The organism is Streptomyces sp. CA189, from assembly GCF_056428985.1.
In genome coordinates this window covers 1-25,761 of record NZ_JBWJVM010000036.1, presented here as the reverse complement: position 1 = coordinate 25,761, position 25,761 = coordinate 1, and the positions used below count along the sequence as shown (strand labels likewise).

Genomic DNA, 25,761 nt, shown 5'->3' with positions numbered 1-25,761 from the left:
CGGCAGGACTCACTCGCGTTCAGCGGCATCGAGCATGTTCTCCGGCGAACCGCCCAGTTCAGGAGCATCTTCGTGCTCGGTGATCTCGTAAGGGCTGGGCACCGGAAAATAAGCGTCAAGGAAACGCTGCAGCATTTCCCCCTGCGCCTGCGGGTCGGCCGAGGTCACCGTGTCGTTCAGGCAGAAGGTGTCCATGTTCCGGTTGGCGAGGAGGGTGTTCAGCCGCCTTTGGGCCAGGTCGGCCGAGAGGTCGATGTAGCGGTACTGAATGTCACCCAGGGTCGCGCGCGCGGAGTGGTATGCGAAATAGTGGTGCAGGGACGAGGCGATCGGAACGTCTCGCGGAGATCGGAAACGCGAGTGCTGGGTGGTGGCGTACTCCTGCGGAAACTCCTCTTCGATTTCCCTCAGGACGGTTTTCCTCAGCGCATGCGGCGTGTGCTTCATCTTCTGAGAAATGGCAAGTCCAAACTTCTGCGCGATGAGCCACCGACTGTTCTTTCCCGCGGCGTCGACAGGGAGATCAGAAGGAGAAACCGCGCCGCCGGGTATCAGCGCAGGCGAGGTGAAGAATTTAGAGATGCCGTTCGGGTGGAAGAAGCGCTCGGGGGTCACCGGGCGGCCGAAGAACACGTCGTCGTTCAGGTAGAGGAAGCATTCCGAGAGTCCTGGAATATGGTGCAGCTGGCTCTCGATGGCATGCGAGTTGAACGTGGGCAGGGCGGTGAAGTCGGAGAAGATCTCCCGGTGGTCCACCACGTGGAGGTTCGGGTGCCGCGTGTCCAGCCAGGACGGGGTCTGGCCGGCCGTCACGAGGTAGATGTTGCGCACCCAGGGAGCGTTCTGGTGGATCGACCGCAGCGAGTAGCGCAGCTCGTCGCGGCTGGTGTACCGCGAGTCGTTCGCCGCCTGCTCGTGCAGCCCGCCCGGGGAGACCAGCTGGCGCGCGCGGTCCCGGGACTGCCGCCAGACGGGGTCGGAGTCGTCGACCCAGGTGTAGACGACGTCGATCGGGAACGCGTGGTCTTCGGGGAGCCGTACGGCGAACTCGGCGAGGGTCCGGGCGTCGCCCGTGTGGTAGGCCGGGGGTATGGGGCTGAAGAGCCGCTGCGGCGCCGATTTGCGGGGGGTGCTGGCCGGAACGGCCGTGATGACCCGATTGGGGCGGGGGGCTCGCAGCTCCCCGTCCTGCTCGGACCACATCTCCACGTCGCATCCGGTGGCCGCGCCGAAGACGAGCTGCTGCGTCGGGTCGCACACGTACCAGGCGACCCGCAGCACCTTGTGCTTGCGCAGGTGCCGCCATGACCGTTCGTCGCTGCCGGGCTCCATGCGGGCCTCGTTGCCGCCCGTCGGGCCCACGTAGCCGGGGGCCTGCTCGAACGCCAGCTGGAGCAGTTCTTCCACGACCGAGCGGAACTCGGCGGGTACCGCCACGGTGGGCAGCCCACTGGCCGTGCCCCGCACGCAGAAGTACTCGATGCCGGCCGCCTCCAGAACGGAGACGACGATGTTCAGATTGCGCGCGCGAGCGGCCCAGTCCGTCACGCCCTCGACGCTCAGCGCACGCATGTGGCGGCGTCCCACACGGATGACGCGCTGGTTGTAGGCCGCACTGTGACGGGGCGCCTTGCGCTTGCCGCCCATCGCCCAGACGACGGTTGCCGATCGCATGGTGTCGGCGGCATCGAGCGAGGACTTCACGGCCCGGCGGACGGGTGACGGCACACCGCGAACCAGACGCTGCCTCGCTCCGGTCGGGACCGTAGACCGATACACCGAAACCAGCGCACCGGCTTCGGGATTGCCCGAGCCACCCAAGAGGGATCTCCCCCGTCCATACCTGGCGGCTCAGCCTTCGAGGGAAGCCCGCGTCGTACGACGCCGTTCCCTGTAACGGAAGAAGCTCGCTTCATCACATTCGCGGGCTCAGCACCCTTGCGACACACCCGCACGTCGGGTAGTAGACAAAGCTTTGCATAAACGTTTACTTAAAGGCCAGGTGAAGAAGCCAAGTGAACGCTGGATGGACTGTGGTGATCATCACTGATCGTTCCGTACAACCTTTTCAAGATCACGTGCTCAGCGGGGCGGGAGCCGTGTGCGGCCTGCCCCGGGCCGGGTGTCACCGGCCTTCGCGCGGACGGACTCAGTGCTCCGGCAGCCGGTCCCAGTCGGACAGGACCAGACCGGGTTCCAGCCCCTGACGGCTCACCACGATGCTGCGGTCCTCTTGTACGGCAGCCATGACGACCCGTCCGTGCCCGTCCAGCGCCAACGCGGGAGTACCGATACAGGGCACCCCGGTGTCGGTCCACCACAGGCCGGAGGCCTCGGCGCCGGTGCCGCAGAGACCGAGCAGCGCCGTGCCCGTGTGTCCCCGGTGGGCCAGGACCGTGCAGTCGTAGCCGTCGATGCCCGCCCGGAGCGTGGCGTGGGATCCGTCCCCCGGGGCTCCGCCCACCGGGAAGGCCCATGCGCCGGGCCGCTGCGCGTAGACGCCCGTCCCGCTCTGCTCGGTCCAGTACGCGGTGAGGACGCCGGGGGCGGTTTCCAGGAAGGCCGCCGAACCGGGGGCCGGGGCGGGCATGCAGTCCTCGGTACGGCGCAGGTCGCCGCCCGGCTCCATCTGGATCCAGTGCATCACCGACCTCCGGCCCGGAGCGAGGACCTCGACGAGCCCGGCGGAATTCACCGCGGCCGCCAGGGCTCCGGCGGTCTCGCCGCCGCGCAGGTCCCGCCATCCCTCCCAGGAGCGCTTGGTGTCCCGGCGCATCATGACCCCGCCGCCCTCACCGGAGACGAAGACGTGAACGACGCCCCGCCCGTCGATGGCGGCGGTCGGCACGCCGAGCGTCCCGGCGTCCTTCGCGTCGCGGTACGGGTTGCCCAGGGAGCGCCAGTCCACCAGCGGCCTGCCGGACTGGTACTGGACGGCATGGACGAGTTCGACCTTGGGCGGGCCTCCGGCCTGCCTCAGCTCCTTGCGCCCGAGGAGGTGCACGTAGTGGTTGGCCCCCTGGGCGACGGCGAGGTCGGTCAGCCCTTCGGCGGGAAAGAAGGCCGGCTCGGACCACCGTGCACTGCCGACCGCCGTCTCCGTCCAGCGGTTGACGCCGCCGTCGACGAGCGCGTACACCGCGAGCCGGTCATCGTTCCCGCGCAGCAGCCACGTCCCGGTGGCCACCGCCGTCAGGGATCGCCTGCCGGGCCGCACCTGAGCGGCGACACCGGACCGGGACGGCCGATCCGCCGCCTGCGCACCTCTGCCGCGCATCTGTGCCGTTCCCTCCTGAGTCCAGCCCGGTGCCAGCAGGCGCCTCCGGGATTCTCCACATCATAAGCCTGAGCGAACGCACGTTCCCTGGCCCGTCGGCGCCGTCCACGACGGCGCGGCCACCCGAGCGGGCCGACGGGGCACGGCCCGAAGCGGAGGGCTCGGCCGGCTGTCAGCCCTTGGCGGGGGACTTCTTCGCGGAGGCCGGAATCGGCTCGTCCTTGCGGAGGGCCTCCCACAGCTGCGACGCCTGCGGCTCGACGGCGACCACGCGGTACTTGTCGATCTTGTCGTAGTCGACCGGCAGCATGATCGTCTCCATGGTGGCGGGGTCCACGCCCTTCATGCTCTGGGCGAACTCCGTCAGACCCTTGAGGGAGCCGAGCTCGGAGTCGGTCGTCAGCGCCTTGGTACCGGCGTCGGCGAGCTTGTAGAGCCGGGCCGGGTTGCCGAGGGCGTCCTGGTTCTTGATCTCGGACAGCATCGCCAGCATGAACTTCTGCTGCAGGTCGATGCGTCCGAGGTCGCTGCCGTCGCCGTAACCGTGGCGCGTACGAACGAACTTGAGGGAGTCGGTGCCGTTGAGGCGGTGCGTGCCCGCGGCCAGGTCCAGGCCGCCCTTGATGGGCTTCTCCAGGGTGACGGTCACTCCGCCGAGCGCGTCCACCAGCTCCTTGAAGCCGGCGAAGTCCACCTGGACCAGGTTGTCGACGCGGACGCCCGACATCTGCTCGACGGTCTTGACGAGGCAGGCCGGTCCGGCGGTCCCGATCACTCCGTTGATCATGACGCGCTTCGCCCCGGCGACCGTCTTGCCCTTCTCGTCCTTGCAGTCGGGACGGGTGACGAGGGTGTCGCGGGGGATGCTGACGGCGGTGGCCTTCTTACGGCCCTCGGGTATGTGCACCAGCATGTTGGTGTCCGAGCGGGAGCCGCTGACGTCACCGTGGTCGAGCTCGCCGTTGGCGCCGGCGCGCGAGTCGGAGCCCAGGACGAGGATGTTCTGCCCGGCGTCGGGAACCTTCGCCGGCCGGTTGTCGACGCCGATCGCCTGGTCCAGGTCGACGCTGTCGATGTTGCCGTTGAGGTGGCTGTATCCCCACCAACCGACGCCGCCGGCTATGAGCAGAAGGACGAGCAGGGTCAGCGATATGGTGACGAACACCCGCTTCTTGCGGCTTCGCCTGCTGGGAGCCCTGCGGGAACGCGGCGGTGCGTCGGTCGTCTGAGTCATACCTTAGGTGTCCTCTGGTCCCGGAGATTGGCGGTCCTGCAAGGGTGACCGCCATCACGGGGAAGGCGCGGCGGGCGGTCTGGTGTGTGGTGGACCCGCGTTCGGGTCCGGAGTCGCCCGCACGGCGCGTCACCGGGGCAAGAGTATAGGCAGACGCGAAAGTCGAACGGGAGTACCCCTGTCGCGCCTACGGAGGCGACCGGCGGCAGGCGTCGTCACCGGCCAACTGGCCGCCGGGTACGGCTGCTACCGCCCCCGGCGATCCGCACCGCCGAGGGAAGGGCGGATGCCCGTCCGTGGAGGTTCCACGAACGGGCATCCGGATGCGCCGGCGTGGGGCGCGGAAGGATCAGGCAGGAACGCTCGCCAGGCCCGGGGCCAGGAACTTCTTGCCGTTGACCCGCTCGGAGACGCCCTCGCGGTCCAGGTACGGCGTGACGCCGCCCAGGTGGAAGGGCCAGCCCGCGCCCGTGATGAGGCAGAGGTCGATGTCCTGGGCCTCGGCCACGACACCCTCCTCCAGCATCAGGCCGATCTCCTGCGCCACCGCGTCCAGGACGCGGTCGCGGACCTGCTCCTCGGTCAGGACGACATCGCCCTGCACGAGGAGGGCGGCGACCTCGGGGTCCAGCTCCGGCTTGCCGGAATCGTAGACGTAGAACCCGCGCTTGCCGGCCTTGACGACGGCGGCGAGGTTCGGCGAGACGGTGAAGCGCTCCGGGAAGGCGCGGTTCAGGGTCTCGGAGACGTGCAGGCCGATCGCCGGGCCCACGAGCTCCAGCAGCACCAGCGGGGACATCGGCAGGCCGAGCGGCTCGATGGCCTTCTCGGCGGTGACCACCGGGGTGCCCTCGTCGATGACGTTCTGGATCTCGCCCATGAAGCGGGTCAGGATGCGGTTCACGACGAACGCCGGGGCGTCCTTGGTGAGGACCGCGGTCTTCTTCAGCTTCCGCGCGACACCGAAGGCCGTGGCGAGCGAGGCCTCGTCGGTCTGCTCGCCGCGGACGATCTCCAGCAGCGGGAGGATCGCGACGGGGTTGAAGAAGTGGAAGCCGACCACGCGCTCCGGGTGCTGGAGCTTGGAAGCCATCTCCGAGACCGACAGCGAGGAGGTGTTGGTGGCGAGGATCGCGTGCGCCGGGGCGACCGCCTCGACCTCCGCGAACACCTTCTGCTTGACGGACATCTCCTCGAACACGGCCTCGATGATGAAGTCCGCGTCCGCGAAGCCCTCGGCCTTGTCCAGGACGCCCGTCACCAGGGCGGTCAGGCGGTTGGCCTTGTCCTGGTTGATGCGGCCCTTGCCCAGCAGCTTCTGGATCTCGGCGTGGACGTAGCCCACACCCTTGTCCACGCGCGCCTGGTCGATGTCGGTGAGGACCACCGGCACCTCCAGGCGGCGCAGGAACAGCAGCGCCAGCTGCGAGGCCATCAGGCCCGCGCCGACGACGCCGACCTTGGTGACCTGGCGGGCCAGGTTCTTGTCCGGGGCGCCGGCCGGGCGCTTGGCGCGCTTCTGGACCAGGTTGAAGGCGTAGATGCCGGAGCGCAGTTCGCCGCCCATGATGAGGTCGGCCAGGGCCGTGTCCTCGGCGTCGAAGCCCTTCTGCAGGTCGCCGTCCTTGGCAGCCTCGATGATCTCCAGTGCGCGGTAGGCGGCCGGGGCCGCGCCGTGCACCTTGGAGTCGGCGATGAAGCGGCCGCGGGCGACCGCCGCGTCCCAGGCCTCGCCGCGGTCGATCTCGTCGCGCACGACCTCGGTGGTGCCGTTCAGCACGCGGGCGGTCCACAGGAGCGACTGCTCCAGGAAGTCCGCGCCCTCGAACAGTGCGTCCGCGATGCCGAGTTCGAAGACCTGCTTGCCCTTGAGCTGGCGGTTCTGGTTCAGCGAGTTCTCGATGATGACCGAGACCGCGCGGTCCGCGCCGATCAGGTTCGGCAGCAGGGCGCAGCCGCCCCAGCCGGGAACCAGGCCGAGGAAGACCTCGGGCAGCGAGAAGGCCGGGATGGCCTTGGAGACGGTGCGGTAGGTGCAGTGCAGACCGACCTCGACACCGCCGCCCATCGCCGCGCCGTTGTAGTACGCGAAGGTGGGGACGCCCAGCGCCGCGAGGCGCTTGAAGACGTCGTGGCCGCCCTTGCCGATGGCGAGCGCCTCGTCGTGCTTCTTCAGCAGCTCGACGCCCTTGAGGTCGGCGCCGACCGCGAAGATGAACGGCTTGCCGGTCAGGCCCGCACCGACGATGGAGCCCGCGAGGGCCTCCTGCTCGACCTGGTCGATCGCCGCGTTCAGGTTGGCGAGGGACTGCGGGCCGAAGGTGGTCGGCTTGGTGTGGTCCAGGCCGTTGTCCAGCGTGATGAGCGCGAAGCGCCCGGCGCCGAAGGGCAGGTCGAGGTGGCGTACGAGCGCGCGCGTGACGACCTCGTCCGGGAACAGCTCGGCCGCGCCCTTCAGGAGCTCAGTGGTGGTGGTGCTCACTTGCTGTCTCCCTCGGCGGTGAAGTTCGGGTTCTCCCAGACGACCGTGGCGCCCATGCCGAAGCCGACGCACATGGTGGTCAGGCCGTAGCGGACCTCCGGCTGCTCCTCGAACTGGCGGGCCAGCTGGGTCATCAGGCGCACGCCCGAGGAGGCGAGCGGGTGGCCGAAGGCGATGGCCCCGCCGTACTGGTTGACGCGGGCGTCGTCGTCGGCGATGCCGTAGTGCTCCAGGAACGCGAGGACCTGGACCGCGAAGGCCTCGTTGACCTCGAAGAGGCCGATGTCGTCGATCGTCAGACCGGCCTGCGCCAGCGCCTTCTCGGTGGCCGGGATCGGGCCGTAGCCCATGACCTCCGGCTCGACACCCGCGAAGGAGTACGAGACCAGGCGCATCTTGACCGGGAGGTTGTTCTCGCGGGCGAAGTCCTCGGACGCGATGATCGCGGCCGTGGCACCGTCGTTGAGACCGGCGGCGTTGCCCGCGGTGACGTTGCCGTGCACCCGGAACGGGGTCTTGAGGCCCGCCAGGTTCTCCAGGGTGGTCCCCGGACGCATCGGCTCGTCGGCGGTGACCAGGCCCCAGCCCGTCTCACCGGCCGCCTCGTTGTTGTTGCGCACCGAGATCGGCACCAGGTCCTGCTGGATCTTGCCGTCGGCGTACGCCTTGGCGGCCTTCTCCTGCGAGCGCACGGCGTACTCGTCGGCGCGGAGCTTGGTGATCGTCGGGTACCTGTCGTGCAGGTTCTCGGCGGTCATGCCCATGAACAGGGCGGACTCGTCGACCAGCTTCTCGGAGACGAAGCGCGGGTTGGGGTCCACGCCCTCGCCCATGGGGTGGCGGCCCATGTGCTCGACACCGCCGGCGAGGGCGACGTCGTACGCACCGAAGGCCACGCCGCCCGCGACGGCGGTCACGGCGGTGAGCGCGCCGGCGCACATGCGGTCGATCGAGTAGCCCGGGACGGACTGCGGGAGGCCCGCGAGAATGCCGGCCGTGCGGCCCAGCGTCAGGCCCTGGTCGCCGATCTGCGTGGTCGCGGCGATGGCGACCTCGTCGATCTTCGCGGGGTCCAGGTCCGGGTTGCGGCGCAGCAGCTCCCGGATCGCCTTGACGACGAGATCGTCGGCTCGGGTCTCGTTGTAGATGCCCTTCGGGCCCGCCTTGCCGAACGGGGTGCGGACGCCGTCGACGAAGACGACGTCCCTGACGGTACGAGGCACGTTGGCTCTCCTCCAGGTGCGGGTGTGCACTGCTGCGCGGGGGCGCTCCCATGGACTGAGCGCCCGCTCACCTCTCCATGCTACTTGCCGGTAACCGGCATGCACAGCCCCCCTGGGAGGAGCGGCGAAGGTCACACCCGGCCCGCACCGTGTGAGCCCCCTCGCGCCCCGCCGTGCGCCCGGCCGATCGGAGCGCCCGGGACTACCCGAACGGGTCGGACATCCGCCTCCCCGGCCGGGTCGACGGCGTCGGGCGCACATCCTTGCGGATTCTGGCTCGGGTCCGGGCGCACCGCCCCGGACCCGACCGACGGAACGGAGCACAGCGATGGCGGGACCTGTCCTCACGGACTACTACGTGGACCACAAATCGACCATCCCGGCGAACACCGGCGAGCTCGTCAAGCTCTTCGTGCGCAGGCGCAACGGCACGCCCGACGGAGAGCAGAGCAGGCCCGTCCTGATGCTGCACGGCAGGAGCGTCCCGGCGCTGGCGGGCTTCGACCTGCAGTACAAGAAGTACAGCTGGGCCGAGGCGCTGGCGAAGAAGAACTACGACGTCTTCGTGATGGAACTCCAGGGCTCTGGGCTGTCGACCCGCCCGAAGATGGACGACTGGAGGAACGTCCAGCCCACGGAAGCGCAGCGGAAGCTCCTCGTGCCCCACCCGAACGCGGACACGGACATGACGCCGCCGATCTACACCTCTCAGCTGAACAACTCCCAGAGCGACTGGGACGAGGTCGGCAAGGTGGTCGACTTCATCCTCGACAAGACCGGCGCCACCAAGGTCGACCTCATCGGCTGGTCGGCGGCCTCCCAGCAGCTCGGGCCCTACACCATCCAGAACCCCGGCAAGGTCCGCAGCCTCTTCCTGCTGGCACCGATCTTCCCGCCGAACGGCCGCGCGAGCGCAACCGGGACCGACTTCGGCGCGCCGGTGCCGCTGCCGGTGTCCTCAGCGGGCTTCAACTTCCCGATGACCGTCGGCACGAAGAACGGCGTCGACGCGGCGTGGCTCAAGGACCTGAAGTGCCCCGACCAGCGCGAGCCCGGAATGGTCGACGAGGTATGGAGGGCGATCATGGCCGTCGACCCGATCGGCGTCGACTGGGGACCCGCGGTGTCACCCGACGACCCGTCCCCGCAAGGGCTCAGCCGCATCCGGAACTCGTACTGGTGGGGCTGGAACTCCACCACGGTGAAGCTGCACGACGTCCTCGGCGACAAGGTGCCCGTGTGCATCGTGTACGGGGAGCACGACTCGGTGGTGAACACCGCGTCGAACCTGGGCCTGCTGTACTTCTCGGTCCCGGAGCTGTACCGGCTCATCCCCAAGGAGAAGAAGCTGATGCTCCGGCTGGCCTGCGCGGGGCACCAGGCGCCCTGGGAACGCGTGGCGAACGACATCCACACCATGTCCGACCACTGGCTCAAGCGCGGCAAGGTGGAGGGCGAGAGCAAGGGGAGCTTCCACAGGGACGAGGACGGGGCCCTCACTCCGCTGGAGTGAGAGCCCCGTCCTCGGGGTCCGGCGTGCCGGTCAGTCCTCGGTCTCGGGCGTGATCGGGGGCGCCGGCGGGGTCGCGGCCAGGGCCGTGACCAGGGCGTCCGTCACCTGTTCGATCTGCCACGGGCGGGCGCCGTAGCCCGCCAGGGCCTCGGCCACCGCGTCGGCCTCCAGGCGCTCGGGCGGCTCCCAGCACAGCCGGCGGACCGTGTCGGGGGTGATCAGGTTCTCCTGCGGCAGGTTCAGCCCCTCCGCCAGCGCCGATACGGCCGTCCGGGCCGCGGCCAGCCGCGCCGCGGCCGCCGGGTCCTTGTCCGCCCAGGAACGCGGCGGCGGCGGACCGGCCGGAGTCGCCCCCGGCAGCGGCAGCTCGGCCTCGGGCAGGGCCTTCGCCCGGTCCACGGCGGCCATCCACTGGTCGAGCTGGCGCCGGCCCATGCGCTGCCCGTAGCCGGGCAGGGCGGAGAGGGCCTGCACGGTCAGCGGCATGGCGAGGGCGGCCTCGACGATCGCCGCGTCACCCAGCACCTTGCCCGGTGACACGTCACGTCGCTGCGCGATCCGGTCCCGGGACTCCCACAGCTCCCGGACGACGGCCATCTGCCGGCGTCGGCGCACCTTGTGCATGCCGGACGTACGGCGCCACGGATCCTTGCGCGGCGGCGCGGGCGGCGCGGAGGCGATGGCGTCGAACTCCTGGTGGGCCCATTCCAGCTTGCCCTGCCGGTCCAGCTCCTTCTCCAGCGCGTCCCTCAGGTCCACGAGCAGCTCCACGTCGAGCGCGGCGTAGCGCAGCCACGGCTCGGGGAGCGGGCGGGTGGACCAGTCGACGGCGGAGTGGCCCTTCTCCAGCACGTAGCCGAGGACCCCCTCGACCATCGCGCCGAGGCCGACCCGCGGGAAGCCGGCGAGGCGGCCGGCCAGCTCGGTGTCGAAGAGGGAGGTGGGCGCCATGCCTATTTCGCGCAGGCACGGCAGGTCCTGGGTGGCGGCGTGCAGGATCCACTCGGTGCCGGACAGGGCCTCGCCGAGGGAGGAGAGGTCGGGGCAGCCCACCGGGTCGATGAGTGCGGAGCCCGCACCCTCGCGGCGCAGCTGTACGAGGTAGGCGCGCTGGCCGTAGCGGTAGCCGGAGGCGCGCTCGGCGTCCACGGCCACGGGGCCGGTGCCCGCGGCGAAGGCCGCGACCACCTCGGCGAGCGCGGCGGCGTCGGCGACCACCGGAGGGATGCCCTCACGGGGTGCCAGCAAGGGAATCGGCAGCCCGTCGGACGAAACCTCGTCGTCCGGGGGGCCGCCCCCGGTGGTGGTGCGCAGGTCTGCTGCGGTTTCTTGGGCGTCGGTCACCGGTCAAGGGTATCCGTGGATACGACGCGCCCGTCGCCGGAACGTTCCGGCGACGGGCGCGAAGGGGGAGTACGGACGTTTCCCCGGGTTCTCCGGGAGTTCTCCCGGGGTCCTTCGGGGGTATCGGCCGGGTCAGTGGATGATCCCGGTCCGCAGGGCGACGGCGACCATCCCGGCCCGGTCGCCGGTGCCCAGCTTGCGGGCGATCCGTGCGAGGTGGGACTTGACGGTCAGGGCGGACAGGCCCATCGAAACGCCGATGGCCTTGTTGGACTGGCCCTCCGCGACGAGGCGCAGGACCTCGACCTCGCGGCCGGAGAGCTCTCGGTAGCCGCCCGGGTGGCTCGGGGCACCCGGGGGGCGGCGGTGCATACGGGCCGCGGCGGCGCCGATGGGGGCGGCGCCGGGCCGGGACGGGAGCCCGATGTTGGTCCGGGTGCCGGTGACGACGTAGCCCTTCACTCCGCCCGCGAGGGCGTTGCGTACGGCGCCGATGTCGTCGGCGGCGGACAGGGCCAGGCCGTTCGGCCAACCGGCGGCGCGGGTCTCGGAGAGCAGGGTGAGACCGGAACCGTCGGGCAGGTGTACGTCGGCCACGCAGATGTCGCGCGGGCTGCCGATGCGTGGACGGGCCTCCGCGATGGACGACGCCTCGATCACGTCGCGAACTCCGAGGGCCCACAAATGGCGGGTCACGGTGGAACGCACGCGCGGGTCGGCCACGACGACCATGGCCGTCGGCTTGTTCGGGCGGTAGGCGACCAGGCTTGCGGGCTGCTCGAGAAGAACGGACACCTAGGCCTCCTGGGGGGAGTGGCGGGACGGCCGGCTCGGGGAAGGAAGCCGGTGCGAACCGTGCGGATGGTCTATGACTCCTTCGGCACGTCACCCGCCCGGCTTTAGGGAATGATCACGATTTGGTGAGTAACAATTCGGGCAATTCGGACGCACGATCGATCATAGGGTGATCAGAAGCCCGCAAGGGACGCCCCGTAACGACATCCGGCCCCGATATCGGGGCCCGGGTCGGCACGGATCGGTGCAGGTCGGTGCGGGTCGGCGCGGTCGGCGCCGCCCGCGGGCTTGCGGAATTACCCCTGAGGGTGATGCGGACCGCGCCGCTGGGGCAGCGAGACCACGCCGGTCACCGTCTCGGTCGGTCCGACCGGCGGCAGCCCCGCGATCTGGCACAGCAGTTCGCACCATGCCGACAGGTGTGCGGCGGTGTCCGGCACCCCGCCCACCCCCTCGCGCGGCGTCCAGGAGGCCCTGATCTCGATCTGTGTCGCCGGCCGCCGCTCTCCGAGCCCGCCGAAGTAGTGCGAGGCGGCCATGGTCACGGTCCCGCTCGCCTCCCCGTACGTCAGCCCGCGCGCGTCCAGCGCCCCCGTCAGCCAGGACCAGCACACCTCCGGGAGGAGCGGGTCCACGGCCATCTCCGGCTCCAGTTCCGCCCGTACGAGCGTCACCAGCCGGAAGGTGCCCTGCCAGGCGTCGTGCCCGGCCGGGTCGTGCAAGAGGATGAGCCGGCCGTCGGCCAGGTCCTCGTCGCCGTCCACGACCGCCGCTTCCAATGCGTACGCGTGGGGTGCCAGTCTCTGTGGCGGTTTGGTGGGATCGATCTCGATCCCCTGCCGCAGCCTCGCTTTCTTCAAGCCGTCGACCGCCCGCCGGAACGGGAGTGGGACGGAGCTGTCCTTCGCGCTGTCCGTACCGTCAGCGCCATCTGAAAATCGTCCCTGAGCCGCAGCCATGCGGGGAAGACTAGGCGGAACGAGCGCCCGTACGGCGCAGGGACACCCGCGCCGGGCCGGGCACTTCTTCATACGTGCGAAGATTTGAGTCGTGAGCGCCAACACCCGCCCCACGGGCACGCCGAGCCAGACGTACGATTCCGCCTTCCTGAAGGCGTGCCGGCGCGAGCCGGTGCCGCACACCCCCGTGTGGTTCATGCGGCAGGCGGGTCGCTCGCTCCCCGAGTACCGCAAGGTGCGCGAGGGCACGCAGATGCTGGAATCCTGCATGCGGCCCGACCTGGTCACCGAGATCACGCTGCAGCCGGTCCGGCGCCACAACGTGGACGCGGCCATCTTCTTCTCCGACATCGTGGTCCCGCTGAAGGCCATCGGCATCGACCTGGACATCAAGCCCGGCATCGGCCCGGTCGTCGCCCAGCCGATCCGCCGCCGCGAGGACCTCGCACAGCTGCGCGACCTCACCCCGGAGGACGTCTCGTACGTCACCGAGGCGATCGGCATGCTCACGGGTGAACTCGGCTCCACGCCGTTGATCGGCTTCGCCGGCGCGCCCTTCACCCTCGCGAGCTACCTGGTCGAGGGCGGCCCGTCCAAGAACCACGAGCACACCAAGGCCCTCATGTACGGGGACCCGGAGCTCTGGGCCGACCTGCTGGACCGCCTCGCCGAGATCACCTCCGCCTTCCTGAAGGTCCAGATCGAGGCCGGCGCCTCCGCGGTCCAGCTCTTCGACTCCTGGGTCGGCGCGCTCGCCCCGGCGGACTACCGCCGCTCGGTGATGCCCGCCTCCGCGAAGGTGCTGGAGTCCGTCGCCTCGTACGGGGTCCCGCGCATCCACTTCGGTGTGGGCACGGGCGAGCTGCTCGGCCTCATGGGCGAGGCCGGCGCGGACGTCATGGGCGTCGACTACCGGGTCTCCCTGAAGGACGCCGTGCACCGGGTCGGCCCCGGCAAGGCGCTCCAGGGCAACCTGGACCCGGCGGTCCTCTTCTCCACCACCGAGGCGGTGGAGGCCAAGACCCGCGAGGTGCTGGACGCCGCGGCGGACCTGGAGGGCCACATCTTCAACCTGGGCCACGGCGTCCTCCCGACGACGAACCCGGACGCCCTGACCCGCCTGGTGGACTACGTCCACACGCAGACGGCGGTCTAGACCCGAGACCGCGCCGACGTCGGTACCGTGCCGTGCATGACATGGCACGGGCCGACGTTTCGCATATCCGACTACCCCGAGCCGCTGACCGACGAGAGTTTCCTCGTAGAAGTCGCCGACGAGATATCCCGGCTGGCGGGCCGACCGCGACCGTCGACCTGCTCCGGGAGGCCGTCCGCGGCTACCGAGAGGGCCGAGCAGCAGTGGGCCGTCACGGACGCGGACGCACCGGCCGACGCTCCGCGGCCCCCGGTCGTCCTCCACGAGGCCGTGTATCCCCGGGGATGGCCGACCGAGCTCGGAGACTTCGCGCTGCGCAACGACTACGACGCCCCCTTCACGTACGAAGGGGAGACCTACCGTTCCTGAAGACTGAGCGGGGGTGAGCCCGATCAGCCGCACGCCCCAAACGGTCTTGAGCGCACTGGTCCCCGGCGTACTCGACCCCGGGGCGGCGACACGCATCTTGTACGTGGTCCGATCCCGGGAGGCCAGCTCCCTGTGCGACCTGGCCATGTGAGTACGGCCAGAGGCGACGGGGAGGCCCTGAACCATCACTCTGGTGGAGCAGGGGCCCCGCACGCTGGCACCGCACCCGGCGTCCCAGATCGCCCGATCACGTTAACCCGACCAGCCCAGGGCCCCGCAAGGCAAAGAGCGGACCATCACACGATCGAGCTAACCCGACCTCGTGCGCGCTACTCAACGAACAGTGAGCAACCCCACCGTGGTGCACGGCTACTGGGCCCTCTTCGCCGCCGACCGGGCCGACCACGACGAGATCCGCGCCGCCGCGAGCGCCCGCGAGGTGCGGGAGCTGGGCGGAGCGGCCGCGGGCCGCGCGGACTGGGCCGCCCGGAGGGTCGCCGTCATGGCGGCGCTGCTGCGGGCCAAGTTCGGGCAGCACCCGCAACTCGCGGAGCTGCTGGTCGCCACGGGGGAGGGCGCCATCCTCTACACCGGCATCTCCGACGCCCCCTTCTGGCGCGACGGGGGCTCCCGCGGCGGCCGGAACTGGATGGGCCGCCTGCTGGAGCTGATCCGCTCCGAACTCGTCGCGGCGGGCCCGGGCCCGCGCCCGGGCCGGACCGACTAGACCCCCGCCGCCCGCACCGCGGAGACCGCCTTGCGGGCGGCCACCAGCACCGGGTCCCAGACCGGGGAGAACGGCGGGGCGTAGCCCAGGTCCAGGGAGACGACCTGGTCCACCGTCATACCGGCCGTCAGGGCCACCGCGGCGATGTCCACCCGCTTCGCGGAGCCCGCGCCGCCGACGATCTGGACGCCCAGGAGCCGGCCCGTGCGGCGTTCCGCCAGCATCTTGACCGTCATCTCCGCCGCCTCCGGGTAGTAGCCCGCCGTGTTCGTCGAGCGGATCGTCGCCGTGACGAAGCGGAGCCCGGCGGCCAGCGCGTCCCGCTCGCGCAGCCCCGTACGCGCGATCTCCAGGTCGCAGACCTTGCTCACGGCGGTGCCGACCACGCCCGGGAAGGTCGCGTAGCCGCCGCCGATGCCCGATCCGATGACCTGGCCGTGCTTGTTCGCGTGCGTGCCCAGCGGGATGTGCCGCATGCGGCCCGCCACCAGGTCCAGCACCTCCACGCAGTCGCCGCCCGACCAGACGTTCTCGTGGCCGCGGACCCGCATGGAGAGGTCGGTCAGCAGGCCGCCCGACTCGCCCAGTGGCAGGCCCGCCGCGCGGGCCAGGGCCGTGCGCGGCTCGACGCCGATGCCCAGGACCACGACGTCCGCCGGGTACTCCTCGCCCGAGGCCGTGGCCACCGCGCGGGCCCGGCCCTCCCCGTCGGTGAGGATCTCCGTCACCTCGGCGCGGGCGACCGTACGGATCCCCATGGCGTTCATCGCGCTGTGCACCAGGCCGCCCATGTCCGGGTCCAGCGTGGACATCGGCTGCTCGCCCCGGTGCAGCACGGTGACCTCGAAGCCCCGCCCGAGCAGGGCTTCCGCCATCTCCACGCCGATGTAGCCGGCGCCGACGACCACCGCCCGGCGGCCCGCCGCCCGTTCCAGATCCGCCATCAGCCGCTGTCCGTCGTCCAGCGTCTGCACGCCGTGCACCCCGTGCGCGCCGATGCCGGGCAGCCGGGGGCGGACCGGGCGGGCGCCGGTGGCGAGGACGAGCTTGTCGTACCCCGTCCAGTACTCGGCGCCCGATTCCAGATCCCGGGCCCGCACCCGCCGTCCCGCGAGGTCCAGCTCCACGACCTCCGTGCGCGTGCGCAGGTCGATGTCCCGCGCGCGGTGCTCCTCGGGCGTCCGGGCGATCAGTTCGTCCGGGCCGTCGACCAGGCCGCCGATCCAGTACGGGATCCCGCACGCGGAGTACGAGGTGAAGTGCCCGCGCTCGAAGGCGGTGATCTCCAGCTCCGCCGGGCCCTTGAGCCGCCGGGCCTGTGACGCGGCGGACATCCCCGCCGCGTCACCGCCGACCACCACCAGCCGTTCCGTGCCGTTCCCCATGTGCCCGTACCGTCCTTCCCCGCCGCCTGTGCCTGCGGGCCCCACGCTACGGGCGCACGGGTGGTCAGTCCTGGACCTGGGGCGGCGTCGCGTTCGGGTCCGCCGGATCCGCCGGGTCCGCCGGAGTGGCGGCCGTGTGCCCCGGCCACCTCGGCCCGCCCTGCGCGGGAAGGCGCCGCGCCGTGCCGGGCTTCTCCTTCGCCGGCCGCCACTTGCGGTACTGCCGGAAGCCGAGCAGCAGGAACGCGCCGCTGAGCAGGAACGGCGAGGCCGCGGCGAGCGCCATCAGCACGTACAGGACCGCGGCGGCGAAGACCTTCCAGCCGCCGGCCAGGGCGTCGGTGAAGCCCGGCTCCGGCTTCTCCTTCTCCTTGACGGGCTGCTTCCCCGGCTCCGAGAACGTCAGCGTGATCGTGCCGAGCGAGGTCTGGTCCTTGAGCGCCGTCTGCTGCGCGAGCAGCGACTCCAGATCGGCCTGGCGCTTGCTGAGTTCGGCCTCCAGCGTGACCACCTCGGACAGCCCCGAGGCCTTCTCCATCATCTCGCGCACCCGGGTCACGCTCGCCTGCTGGGACTTGACCCGGCTGTCGACGTCCGCGACCTTCTGCGTCACGTCCTGCGCCTCGACCTTGCGGCCCAGCAGCTTTCCGCTGCCCTCCAGGGCGGCCAGCACCGCGTCGAAGCGCTCGCCCGGCACCCGCACGGTCACCGTCGAGGTCATCGCCCCGTCGGGTTCGCGCGCGGTGGCCTCGTTGCCCACGTACCCGCCCGCGCTCTCCGCCGCCGTCCGGGCACCGGCCGTCGCCTTCTGGACGTCGGCCGTCTCCACCGACAGCGACGCGGTCCGGATGATCTGCGTGCGTACGGCGGGAGCCTGCGGCTGGCTCTTGTCGGCGCCCGGCGCCGGTGCGCCCGACGCGGCCGGGGCCGGAGCCGCCGCCCCGCCCTGTCCGGCGGCGTCCTGCCGCTGGGAGCCCTCCGCGACCGCCGCCTTGTCCGAGGTGGTGCCGTCGGAGCCGCAGCCGGTGAGGACGAGAGCCCCCGTCAGCGAGAGCGCGGCCAGGGCCGTCGCCGAACGCCGCCCGTACCGCCCGTAACGTCTGTGCTGGGTGTGCATCGTTGGGTCCCCCTGGTAAGTGTCGGAATCGTCGGACGCGCATGTATCCGTGCCTCGACGTTCCGACGTGCCGGGACCCGTCCCGGGTTTCGTACGCATGGTCCCGAGGTGATCCCGAAGCGGTCACGGTCAGGCCTCGGCGATCGCCCGGTGAGCGGTCTGAGACGATGTGTCCATGCATGAAGCGGACACGCGTACGGACCGGCCGGCCACCGCCGGCCACGTCGTCGTCATCGGCGGCGGGATCGCGGGCCTCGCGGCGGCCCACCGGCTGCTCGCCGAGGGCCTGCGCGTCACCCTCCTGGAGGCCGGCCCGCGCCTCGGCGGCAAGCTGCGCTCGGGCGAACTGGCCGGCCTGCGCGTGGACCTCGGCGCCGAATCCGTACTCGCCCGCCGCCCCGAAGCCCTCGAACTGGCCCGCGCCGTGGGCCTCGGCGAGGCCCTGCAGCCGCCGGCCACCGCCACCGCCCGCCTGTGGACCCGCGGCGTGCTGCGGCCCCTGCCGGGCGGGCACGTCATGGGCGTACCCGGCGACATGGGCCCGCTCGCCGCCTCCGGGGTGCTCTCCGCCGAGGGCCTGGCCCGGGCCGGGGCCGAAGACGCCCTGGAGCCGGAGGAGATCGGCGAGGACGTGGCCCTCGGCGAGTACGTCGCCGCCCGGCTGGGCCACGAGGTCGTCGACCGGCTCGTGGAACCCCTCCTCGGCGGGGTCTACGCCGGCAACGCCTACCGCATCTCGATGCGGGCCGCCGTACCCCAGCTCTTCGAGGCCGCCCGTACCCACGCCTCCCTGGGCGAGGGCGTACGGGAACTACAGGCCCGGGCGGCCCGGGCGGGGCAGACCGGCCCCGTCTTCTCCGGCATCGACGGCGGCATCGGCAGGCTCCCGGTCGCCGTCGCCGAGGCCTGCCGGGCGGCCGGAGCCCGGATCCTCCTCGACGCCCCCGCGCGCGAGCTGACCCGTACCGCCACCGGCTGGCGCGTGGTCGCCGACGTTCCGGGCGGCGTCGAGGCCATCGAGGCCGACGGGGTGGTCGTGGCCGTCCAGGCCGGGCCCGCCGCCCGGCTGCTCGACCGGGTCGCGCCCTTCGCCGCCACCGAGCTGCGCGGGGTCGAGTACGCCTCCATGGCCCTGGTCACGATGGCCCTGCACCGCTCCGACCTGCCGGCCGGGATCGCCGACGGCGGCGCGAGCGGGTTCCTCGTACCGCCCGTGGACGGCCGGACGATCAAGGCCTCGACCTTCTCCAGCAACAAGTGGGCCTGGGCCGGGGGCGATCCCGACCTCTTCCTGCTGCGCACCTCCGTCGGCCGCCACGGCGACGAGGGCGACCTCAAGCGCTCCGACGAGGAACTGGTCGAGGTCTCCCTCGCCGACCTCGGCGAGGCCGTGGGCCTGGCGCCCACCGTCCGCCCGGCGGCCTCTACCGTCACCCGCTGGGACGGCGGCCTGCCCCAGTACCCCGTCGGCCACCTCGGCCGGGTGGCCCGGATCCGCTCCGCCGTCGCGGCCCTGCCGGGCCTCGCGGTGTGCGGAGCCGTGTACGACGGGGTCGGCATCCCGGCCTGCATCGCCAGCGCGGGCAAGGCCGCAGACGTGGTGATCGCCACGTTGGGGACCGGTGGGGCACCCCTGGCACCGACCACTGATCAGCACACGGGACAATAGACGCATGACTGCACCAGAGAAGATTCCCAACGCGGGGAAGAAGGCGAAGGACCTCAACGAGGTCATCCGCTACACCCTGTGGTCCGTCTTCAAGCTGAAGGACGTGCTCCCCGAGAACCGCGTCGGCTTCGCCGACGAGGTCCAGGAGCTGTTCGACCAGCTGGCCGCCAAGGACATCACCGTCCGCGGCACCTATGACGTCTCCGGCCTGCGCGCCGACGCGGACATCATGATCTGGTGGCACGCGGAGACCTCCGACGAGCTGCAGACCGCGTACAACCTGTTCCGCCGCACCAAGCTGGGCCGCGCGCTCGAGCCGGTCTGGTCGAACATGGCCCTGCACCGCCCGGCCGAGTTCAACAAGTCCCACATCCCGGCCTTCCTGGCCGACGAGACGCCGCGCGACTACGTCAGCGTCTACCCCTTCGTGCGCAGCTACGACTGGTACCTGCTGCCCGACGAGGACCGCCGCCGCATGCTGAAGGACCACGGCATGATGGCCCGCGGCTACCCCGACGTGCGCGCCAACACCGTCGCCTCCTTCTCGCTCGGCGACTACGAGTGGCTGCTGGCCTTCGAAGCCGACGAGCTGTACCGCATCGTCGACCTCATGCGTCACCTGCGCGCCTCCGAGGCCCGCATGCACGTCCGTGAAGAGGTGCCCTTCTACACCGGGCGCCGCAAGTCCGTCGCCGATCTGGTGGCCGGACTCGCCTAGAGACCTCCCCTGGGGGGAAGGACCGGAGGACCGCTGACCGGCGTCCTCCGGGGATCGGGAGGCCCTGCCCCCGAATCGACGCAGCCGGAGATCCCGCCCGGAAGTTCAGACGACTGGCGGCAGCAGTGCCCTGGGGTGCCCCCGGGCGGTCGCTGCCCGGTCGTCCAGCGACACCGGTGCGGGCTCCGGATGCGGCGCACACGTGACACTCCGCCCCGGGGTGTCGCCTGTCAGCAAGTACCGCTCCACGTGAGCGTCCACGCAGTCGTTGCGTCCGCCGACCACTCCGTGGGTGCCGGCCCCCTCCTCCGTCACCAGACCGGCCCGCGGCCCGAGCCGCCGCTGGAGCTCCAGGGCGCCCCCGTACGGGGTGGCGCCGTCCCGCTCGGCCGCGACGATCAGCGTGCCGGGGAGCGGGGAGTCCGGCCGTTGCCCCACGTCCACCGGCCGCTGCCGCTCGCGCACCGGCCAGAAGGCGCAGGGCAGGTTCAGGAAGACGTTGGTCCAGGTCTCGAAGGGGGCCGTGCGGGCCAGTTCGGTGTTGTCGCGGTCCCAGGTCTCCCAGTCGGCGGGCCACGGGGCGTCGTTGCACAGGGTCGCCGTGTACACGGCCGTCGCGTTCTCGCCCTCGGCGGCCGCCGCCGGGTCCGGGGCGGCGAGCGAGACGAGCGGGCGCGGATCGCCGCGCAGGAACGCCGCCAGGGCCGCCGCGCGGCCCGGCCAGACCTCGTCGTAGTACGCGGCCCGCAGGTACGCGGAGTGCAGCTGCCCGGTGCCGACCACTCCGCCCGCCGGTTCGCGGGCGAGCGCGGCCCGCACCCGGTCGTAACTCGCCTGCACCGCTCCGGGGGTGGAGCCGAGCCCGTACGCGGCGTGGTGGCGGGCCGCCCAGGCGCGGAAGTCGGCCCAGCGGAGCTCGAAGCCGGGGGACTGGGCGAGGTTGTTGCGGTACCAGACCTTCTGCGGATCGGGGTCGACGGCCGAGTCGAAGACCATCCGGCGGACGTGGCCCGGGTAGAGGGTGGCGTAGACCGCGCCGAGGTAGGTGCCGTAGGAGGCCCCCATGAAGGTCAGCCGGTCCTCGCCGAGGGCGGCGCGCAGCACGTGCAGGTCGCGGACGTTGTTCAGGGTCGTGTACGAGCCGAGGGCGGCCCCGGCCCGCTCCGCGCAGCCGCGGGCGTAGGCCCGCGCGGCCGCGATCCGGTCCTCCTTGGCGGCGGCGTCCGGCCGCGCGCCGACGGCCTCGGCCGGAGCCGGGGCGTACCGCTCCGGGTCCTGGCAGGAGAGCGGGTGCTCCGAGCGGCCCACCCCGCGCGGGGCGTAGCCGACGAGGTCGTAGGCGGCCCCGACGCGGCGCCACTCGGGCAGGCCCGCGACGAGCGGGAAGAACAGCCCGTTCCCGCCCGGTCCGCCGGGGTTGTACACGAGCGCCCCCTGCCGCCGGGCCCCGCCCGCGCCGGTGGCGGCGATCCGGCTGACGAGGATCCCGGTCTGAGCACCGTAGGGCCGGGCGTAGTCGACCGGGACCCGGAGCGTGCCGCAGCGCGCGTCGGGCCCGAGCCCCTCGGCCACCGGACACGGACCGAACTCCAGCCCGTCGCGGGCACCCTGACGATCCGGCGGCGAAGCCCCTCCCGGGGCCGGAGTCCCTCCCGGTCCCGGCAGCCCCGCGAGCGCGGCGGCGGCCGCGGCCCGCCGGGCCACGAGCTCGGCGCCGGCGGCCTCGGCGGCCGCCCGGGCGGTGGAGCCGGGCGCGGGTCCGGCGCCGGCGGGTCCCGGGGGCGCGGCGGCGCGCGGCGACCGGAGCCGGGCGCCGGGCGGTTCGGTGGCACGGCCGACGGCCGGCGGGGCCGGCGGGGCCGGGGCGGCCGACGGCGGCCGGGGCGGGACCGGGGGAGAGGCCTGGGCGGCAGCCCCTGCCGCAGCCCCTGCCGCAGCCCCTGCCGCAGCCCCTGCGGCAGGTCCGGGGGCAGACCCGGCGGCGGAGGCCGGCGGCAGGGAAGCGGCCAGCGCGAGGGCGGCCAGCGCGACCGTGGCGGGTACCCGGGGCAGGCGCATGACGGGCCTCTCATCTCATCGGACGGTCCGATGAGATCCGGCGGGCGGCCTCCTGTACAGGACCAGCGGCCGGTGTCGCGCTCAATACCCCCGTTGCCCCGGAATCCGGCCCCGCCTGCCGTACGTGAGGGCCGCCCGCAGCTCGGGATCGGTGACCGCGCGCAGCCCCCGCAGCGCCACCGCGGTGAGCGAGCCCCGCACACCCCGCTCCCGCCCCAGCTCCACGAGGAGCCGCCGGCCGGCGGGGGAGGCCCACGCGGACTGCGCGTGCCCTTCGACGCGGGCTATGGCCAGGCATCCCAGCGCCAGGATCAGCGGCAGCGCGAACCAGCACAGGATCATCGTGGTCGTGGTCCCCGGATCGGGTACGCACAGCGCGGCCACCGCCATGCCGAGGACCAGCGCGGTGGCCTGCCGGACCGACCGGATCCCCGCGTCGATCTCCCGCTGGGCCCCGTCGCGCAGCGCGAGCCCGGCCTCTCCGAGCCGGTCCGCGAGGGCCCGTACGGCCGGATCCCGCGCCGCGACCGCCCGTACGGAGGTCACCGGCTCCTGCCCGTCCGGCCCGAACGCGCCGAGCACCGAGCACTCGTGCGGATCGCGGCCCACCGGGTCCACCACCGTCGCCCAGCCGGTGTGCGCGAGCAGCAGCCGCCGCTGGCGCTCCATCGACAGCAGCGTCAGCTCGGCCACCCGCTCCGGGCCGCCGGCCAGGTAGGCGGCCTCGTACAGGTTCAGCTCGTCGTGGTGGTGGCGCGCGGCGGTGCCCGGGGGCTCCACCAGTTCGGCGGCGGCCTTCAGGAGGCGGGTGCACGCGACCAGCAGCCCTGCCCAGGCAAGGAGGAGGAACAGGACCCAGAACATGTTCGAGTTCTACAAGATGTGGAACCGGCGGGTACAGGGCTCTGCGGAGGTGTGAGCAGCTCGTGACGGGTCCGTGATGGGCGGTCAGGAACTGCTGCTACAGCTGGAACTGGACGAACTGCTACAACTCGAACCGCTGGAACCGCTGGAGCCGCTGGAACAACTCGACCCGCTGGAGCCGCTCGAACAACTCGACCCGCTGGAGCCTCCGGAACAGCTCGACCCGCTGGATCCGCCGCCCCCGCAGCCGCTCCCGCCGGAGCCGCAGCTCGACCCGCCGGACCCGCCGCCGTCGGAACTCGCGCACCAGACGACCGGGAGCGCCTCGGCCCCGGACCCCCAGGAGGACCCCGAGCCGCCGGAACGCCCGCGGGATTGGGCCGCCGCCAGCCGGGTCCCGCGGGCCGCGGGCACCAACTGCTCGCGCAGGTAGGGGTCCCTCAGGCCCCGCAGCCCGAACAGCGAGGTCTGGACGTACGGGCTCTGGTCGGCCCCGTAGTGGGCGCGGACGGCGCGCAGCGCCGCGGCCCCGGCCGGGGTGATCCGCTGCCGGGCCCGGGAGGCGCCGACGGTGCCCACGACGATTCCGCCCAGCAGAACGGGCAGCACCTCGGCGACGAACGGCACGCCGACGGATCCGGCCCCCTCCTGGAGCACGAAGGCGACGAAGGACAGCGGCAGTGAGAGGACCAGCACCACCCCGCACACCACGGCCTGGGCCACGCCGTGGCGCATCCAGCGGTGCCGGCCGCCGGGGGTGGCGATCAGCCCGCGGGCGGCCAGCGCGTCGCCGGTCTCCTGCACGGCCGGGTCCCGCATGGCGGCGTAGCGGATCTGGTACAGCCATCCGGACGGGGCGCCCTGACAGGCCTGGAGCACGGCCCGCTGGGCCGGGTCGCCGCCCCGCACCCCGGGCCGTACCTGGACGATGCCGGGCCCGCCGGCCAGCATGCGCCCGTCGCAGAGCAGCGAGACGAGCGCGGCGTCCACCACCGCGCCGGGTCCGCCGGCCATGAAGGCGGCCTCCGACAGGTCGTGCAGGCGGGGGGCGGGGCTCAGCGTGGGCGGCCGCGACCGCCGCAGGCCGCGCAGGAGGAGGACGCTGGAGGCGATGACGCCGATCCAGACGGCCACGGCGAGGAAGTCGAAGAAGGTCACGCCGCCCTCCCCACCAGGGCGCGGGCCCAGCGCACGGCCCGGCGCGGCGGCCGGGCCCCGGCCCGGTCCCGCCACCAGAGCGTGAGCCGACGCCGGGCGGCGGGATCGGCCGGCAGGTCCCGGACCAGCAGGTGCTCGGCGAAGTCCAGCGCGTCGCGCCGGTATCCGGCGGTCATGGGCCGGTGCCGGGCGTAGCCCAGGAAGGCCTCCCGGTACGCGTCCTCCCCGCCCAGGATGCCCGGCAGCTCGGGCGCCAGCTTGGACACGACCCCGGCCCGCTTGGCCGCGAGCGCCCGCGCCTGTACGCGCATCCGCTGCCGGTCGAACCCCTCGGGCACGGGCGTCCCGGCAACCAGCGCCGACAACAAGGCGGCCTGCCCGATCCCGACCCGCGTCCGCGCCCCATCCAGCTCGTCCCCCGTCCCAGCCCCACCGGCGTGCGAGGCGCGGCTCCGGGCGGCCCCCAATCCAGCCTCGCCGGCGTGTGAGGCGCGGCTCCGGGCGGACCCCACCCCAGCCCTGCCGGCGTTTGAGGCGCGGCTCCGGGCGGACCCCACCCCAGCCCCGCCGGCGTTTGAGGCGCGGGTCCGGGCAGCGCCCGGGGAACGAGGGAAGGGCGGGGAGGGGACAGCCCCCGCAAGGCCGGCCAGCACGCCCCGGATCGCGGCGAGCTCACCCGCCAGCTCGGCCTCCGCCGGAAAGTCGTCGTCCCGCTCCAGCAGCACCCCCGGCGGGTCCACACGGGCCCGCAGCTCCGCGAGAACCTCCAGCACAGCAGCCGGCACCGGATGCGCGTGCGTGTCGTGCCACACCCCACCCCGCTCCACGCCCCCGGCGACGTGCACGTACGCCAGCGCCTCCAGCGGGATCCCGTCCAGTACGGCGAGCGGGTCCTCCCCCCGGTTGACCCGGTTGGTGTGCAGGTTGGCCACGTCGATCAGCAGCCGCACCCCGGTCCGCTCCACGAGCTCCGTCAGGAACTGCGCCTCGGTGAGCTCCTCCCCGGGCCACGACACCAGCGCCGCGATGTTCTCCAGCGCGAGCGGCACCGGCAGCGCGTCCTGCGCGATCCGCACGTTCTCGCAGAGCACGTCCAGCGCGTCCCGGGTCCGAGCCACGGGCAGCAGGTGCCCGGCTTCGAGCACCGGTCCCGGCGCCACCGAGGAGGTCCGTACGAAGGCGATGTGCTCGGTGACCAGCGGAGCCCCCAGCGCCACCGCCCGCTCCCCGAGCGCGGCCAGCTTCGCCGGGTCCGGGCGGTCCGCGCCGCCGATGCCCAGCGAGACTCCGTGCGGCACCACGCGGACCCCGCGTTCGAGCAGCCGCAGCAGGGACTCCGGCAGATGGTCGGGACAGATGTTCTCCGACACCACCTCGACCCAGTCCAAGCCCGGCAGGCCCTCCACCGCTCCCGCGATCTCCGGCCGCCAGCCGATGCCCACCCCCAGGTGTGCCATGGGCTTCATGTCCCCTCGCCCCCTCTCATCGGTCCGTGTGCCGATGTCATGGCCCCGACGGAGTCGAGCCAACCCGCCCAGGGGGACGTTCAGAGCAACATTTGAGGTTCCAGGCCCTGCTACGGCCCGGCTACCGGGACTAATCGCAGTGCATCGGGCTTCAGCCCGGTGGTGAAGCGATTCTCAGAACTGCTCTGACCCGCAGGTCACAGTGGACGATTCTGCTGCTCAATGTACTGACGGACGATCGACAGCG

General features: G+C 72.3%; 20 protein-coding genes. 6 read left to right on the top strand and 14 right to left on the bottom strand.

The annotated features are described in order from the left end of the window. Positions 1–9: 9 nt before the first annotated feature. The 5 genes from AC061S_RS24915 to AC061S_RS24895 form a co-directional block, all read right to left on the bottom strand. Complete coding sequence (locus AC061S_RS24915; protein ID WP_478688121.1) at positions 10–1,821, bottom strand: stealth family protein; 1,812 nt, start codon at positions 1,819–1,821, stop codon at positions 10–12. A gap of 328 nt (positions 1,822–2,149) precedes the next feature. Beyond that, complete coding sequence (locus tag AC061S_RS24910) at positions 2,150–3,277, bottom strand: PLL family lectin (protein WP_478688120.1); 1,128 nt, start codon at positions 3,275–3,277, stop codon at positions 2,150–2,152. 172 nt (positions 3,278–3,449) lie between these two features. Next, a complete protein-coding gene (locus tag AC061S_RS24905) occupies positions 3,450–4,511 on the bottom strand; it encodes an LCP family protein (RefSeq protein WP_478688119.1) in 1,062 nt (353 codons plus the stop codon). A 349-nt stretch (positions 4,512–4,860) separates the two neighbouring features. Beyond that, positions 4,861–6,993 (bottom strand): 3-hydroxyacyl-CoA dehydrogenase NAD-binding domain-containing protein, encoded by a 2,133-nt coding sequence (locus tag AC061S_RS24900; RefSeq protein ID WP_478688118.1) that lies wholly within the window; start codon positions 6,991–6,993, stop codon positions 4,861–4,863. Further along, positions 6,990–8,216 (bottom strand): thiolase family protein, encoded by a 1,227-nt coding sequence (locus tag AC061S_RS24895; RefSeq protein ID WP_112447308.1) that lies wholly within the window; start codon positions 8,214–8,216, stop codon positions 6,990–6,992. Before AC061S_RS24895 ends, AC061S_RS24900 begins: the two co-directional genes overlap by 4 nt. A gap of 328 nt (positions 8,217–8,544) precedes the next feature. Between AC061S_RS24895 and AC061S_RS24890 the strand changes: the two genes are divergently transcribed. Next, positions 8,545–9,729, top strand: a complete 1,185-nt coding sequence (locus tag AC061S_RS24890) for an alpha/beta fold hydrolase (protein WP_478688117.1) — start codon at positions 8,545–8,547, stop codon at positions 9,727–9,729. A gap of 30 nt (positions 9,730–9,759) precedes the next feature. Here AC061S_RS24890 and AC061S_RS24885 read toward each other — a convergent pair whose 3' ends face one another. From AC061S_RS24885 to AC061S_RS24875, 3 genes are all read right to left on the bottom strand, one after another. Beyond that, entirely contained in the window at positions 9,760–11,073 is a 1,314-nt protein-coding gene (locus AC061S_RS24885; protein ID WP_478688116.1) for an HRDC domain-containing protein, read from the bottom strand. A gap of 132 nt (positions 11,074–11,205) precedes the next feature. Continuing rightward, positions 11,206–11,868 (bottom strand): response regulator transcription factor, encoded by a 663-nt coding sequence (locus tag AC061S_RS24880; protein WP_214956508.1) that lies wholly within the window; start codon positions 11,866–11,868, stop codon positions 11,206–11,208. Between the two features lie 296 nt (positions 11,869–12,164). Then, positions 12,165–12,827, bottom strand: a complete 663-nt coding sequence (locus tag AC061S_RS24875; protein WP_243331447.1) for a DUF3000 domain-containing protein — start codon at positions 12,825–12,827, stop codon at positions 12,165–12,167. Between the two features lie 91 nt (positions 12,828–12,918). Between AC061S_RS24875 and hemE the strand changes: the two genes are divergently transcribed. The 3 genes from hemE to AC061S_RS24860 all read left to right on the top strand — a co-directional run bounded on the left by hemE (position 12,919) and on the right by AC061S_RS24860 (position 15,079). Next, positions 12,919–13,983, top strand: a complete 1,065-nt coding sequence (hemE, locus tag AC061S_RS24870; RefSeq protein ID WP_478688115.1) for a uroporphyrinogen decarboxylase — start codon at positions 12,919–12,921, stop codon at positions 13,981–13,983. Positions 13,984–14,019: 36 nt separating this feature from the next. Beyond that, positions 14,020–14,352, top strand: a complete 333-nt coding sequence (locus AC061S_RS24865) for a hypothetical protein (protein ID WP_478688114.1) — start codon at positions 14,020–14,022, stop codon at positions 14,350–14,352. 343 nt (positions 14,353–14,695) lie between these two features. Further along, positions 14,696–15,079, top strand: a complete 384-nt coding sequence (locus AC061S_RS24860; protein ID WP_478688113.1) for an NADAR domain-containing protein — start codon at positions 14,696–14,698, stop codon at positions 15,077–15,079. On the opposite strand, the gene AC061S_RS24855 is transcribed toward AC061S_RS24860, so the two are convergent. Beyond that, positions 15,076–16,464, bottom strand: a complete 1,389-nt coding sequence (locus AC061S_RS24855) for an FAD-dependent oxidoreductase (protein WP_478688112.1) — start codon at positions 16,462–16,464, stop codon at positions 15,076–15,078. The genes AC061S_RS24860 and AC061S_RS24855 overlap by 4 nt on opposite strands. Before the next feature lie 64 nt (positions 16,465–16,528). Beyond that, on the bottom strand, positions 16,529–17,581 hold the full coding sequence (locus AC061S_RS24850; protein WP_478688111.1) for a DUF4349 domain-containing protein: 1,053 nt from the start codon (positions 17,579–17,581) through the stop codon (positions 16,529–16,531). 175 nt (positions 17,582–17,756) lie between these two features. On the opposite strand from AC061S_RS24850, the gene hemG reads away from it, so the two are divergent. Next, on the top strand, positions 17,757–19,250 hold the full coding sequence (hemG, locus tag AC061S_RS24845) for a protoporphyrinogen oxidase (RefSeq protein WP_478688110.1): 1,494 nt from the start codon (positions 17,757–17,759) through the stop codon (positions 19,248–19,250). A 4-nt stretch (positions 19,251–19,254) separates the two neighbouring features. Beyond that, positions 19,255–19,968 carry a hydrogen peroxide-dependent heme synthase gene (hemQ, locus tag AC061S_RS24840; protein ID WP_274550050.1) on the top strand — a complete coding sequence of 238 codons (714 nt, stop codon included), beginning with the start codon at positions 19,255–19,257 and terminating at the stop codon, positions 19,966–19,968. A gap of 105 nt (positions 19,969–20,073) precedes the next feature. Here the strand turns inward: hemQ and AC061S_RS24835 are convergent, their stop codons facing one another. From AC061S_RS24835 to AC061S_RS24820, 4 genes are all read right to left on the bottom strand, one after another. Then, positions 20,074–22,026 (bottom strand): alpha/beta hydrolase, encoded by a 1,953-nt coding sequence (locus AC061S_RS24835; RefSeq protein ID WP_478688109.1) that lies wholly within the window; start codon positions 22,024–22,026, stop codon positions 20,074–20,076. Between the two features lie 81 nt (positions 22,027–22,107). Next, positions 22,108–22,890, bottom strand: coding sequence for a TIGR04222 domain-containing membrane protein (locus tag AC061S_RS24830; protein WP_478688108.1), 783 nt, complete (start codon positions 22,888–22,890; stop codon positions 22,108–22,110). Positions 22,891–22,974: 84 nt separating this feature from the next. Beyond that, positions 22,975–24,048 carry a TIGR04222 domain-containing membrane protein gene (locus AC061S_RS24825; protein WP_478688107.1) on the bottom strand — a complete coding sequence of 358 codons (1,074 nt, stop codon included), beginning with the start codon at positions 24,046–24,048 and terminating at the stop codon, positions 22,975–22,977. Next, a complete protein-coding gene (locus AC061S_RS24820; RefSeq protein WP_478688106.1) occupies positions 24,045–25,514 on the bottom strand; it encodes an MbnB/TglH/ChrH family RiPP precursor modification enzyme in 1,470 nt (489 codons plus the stop codon). Before AC061S_RS24820 ends, AC061S_RS24825 begins: the two co-directional genes overlap by 4 nt. Positions 25,515–25,761: the final 247 nt, after the last annotated feature.

What these genes read in the sequence shown, in the direction of transcription:
- hemG (WP_478688110.1), top strand. Translation starts at nt 17,757, where the DNA reads ATGCATGAAGCGGACACGCGTACGGACCGGCCGGCCACCGCCGGCCAC.
- AC061S_RS24855 (WP_478688112.1), bottom strand. Translation starts at nt 16,464, where the DNA reads ATGGGGAACGGCACGGAACGGCTGGTGGTGGTCGGCGGTGACGCGGCG.
- AC061S_RS24875 (WP_243331447.1), bottom strand. Translation starts at nt 12,827, where the DNA reads ATGGCTGCGGCTCAGGGACGATTTTCAGATGGCGCTGACGGTACGGAC.
- AC061S_RS24890 (WP_478688117.1), top strand. Translation starts at nt 8,545, where the DNA reads ATGGCGGGACCTGTCCTCACGGACTACTACGTGGACCACAAATCGACC.
- AC061S_RS24830 (WP_478688108.1), bottom strand. Translation starts at nt 22,890, where the DNA reads ATGTTCTGGGTCCTGTTCCTCCTCCTTGCCTGGGCAGGGCTGCTGGTC.
- AC061S_RS24835 (WP_478688109.1), bottom strand. Translation starts at nt 22,026, where the DNA reads ATGCGCCTGCCCCGGGTACCCGCCACGGTCGCGCTGGCCGCCCTCGCG.
- AC061S_RS24850 (WP_478688111.1), bottom strand. Translation starts at nt 17,581, where the DNA reads ATGCACACCCAGCACAGACGTTACGGGCGGTACGGGCGGCGTTCGGCG.
- AC061S_RS24905 (WP_478688119.1), bottom strand. Translation starts at nt 4,511, where the DNA reads ATGACTCAGACGACCGACGCACCGCCGCGTTCCCGCAGGGCTCCCAGC.
- AC061S_RS24820 (WP_478688106.1), bottom strand. Translation starts at nt 25,514, where the DNA reads ATGAAGCCCATGGCACACCTGGGGGTGGGCATCGGCTGGCGGCCGGAG.
- hemQ (WP_274550050.1), top strand. Translation starts at nt 19,255, where the DNA reads ATGACTGCACCAGAGAAGATTCCCAACGCGGGGAAGAAGGCGAAGGAC.
- AC061S_RS24865 (WP_478688114.1), top strand. Translation starts at nt 14,020, where the DNA reads ATGACATGGCACGGGCCGACGTTTCGCATATCCGACTACCCCGAGCCG.
- AC061S_RS24910 (WP_478688120.1), bottom strand. Translation starts at nt 3,277, where the DNA reads ATGCGCGGCAGAGGTGCGCAGGCGGCGGATCGGCCGTCCCGGTCCGGT.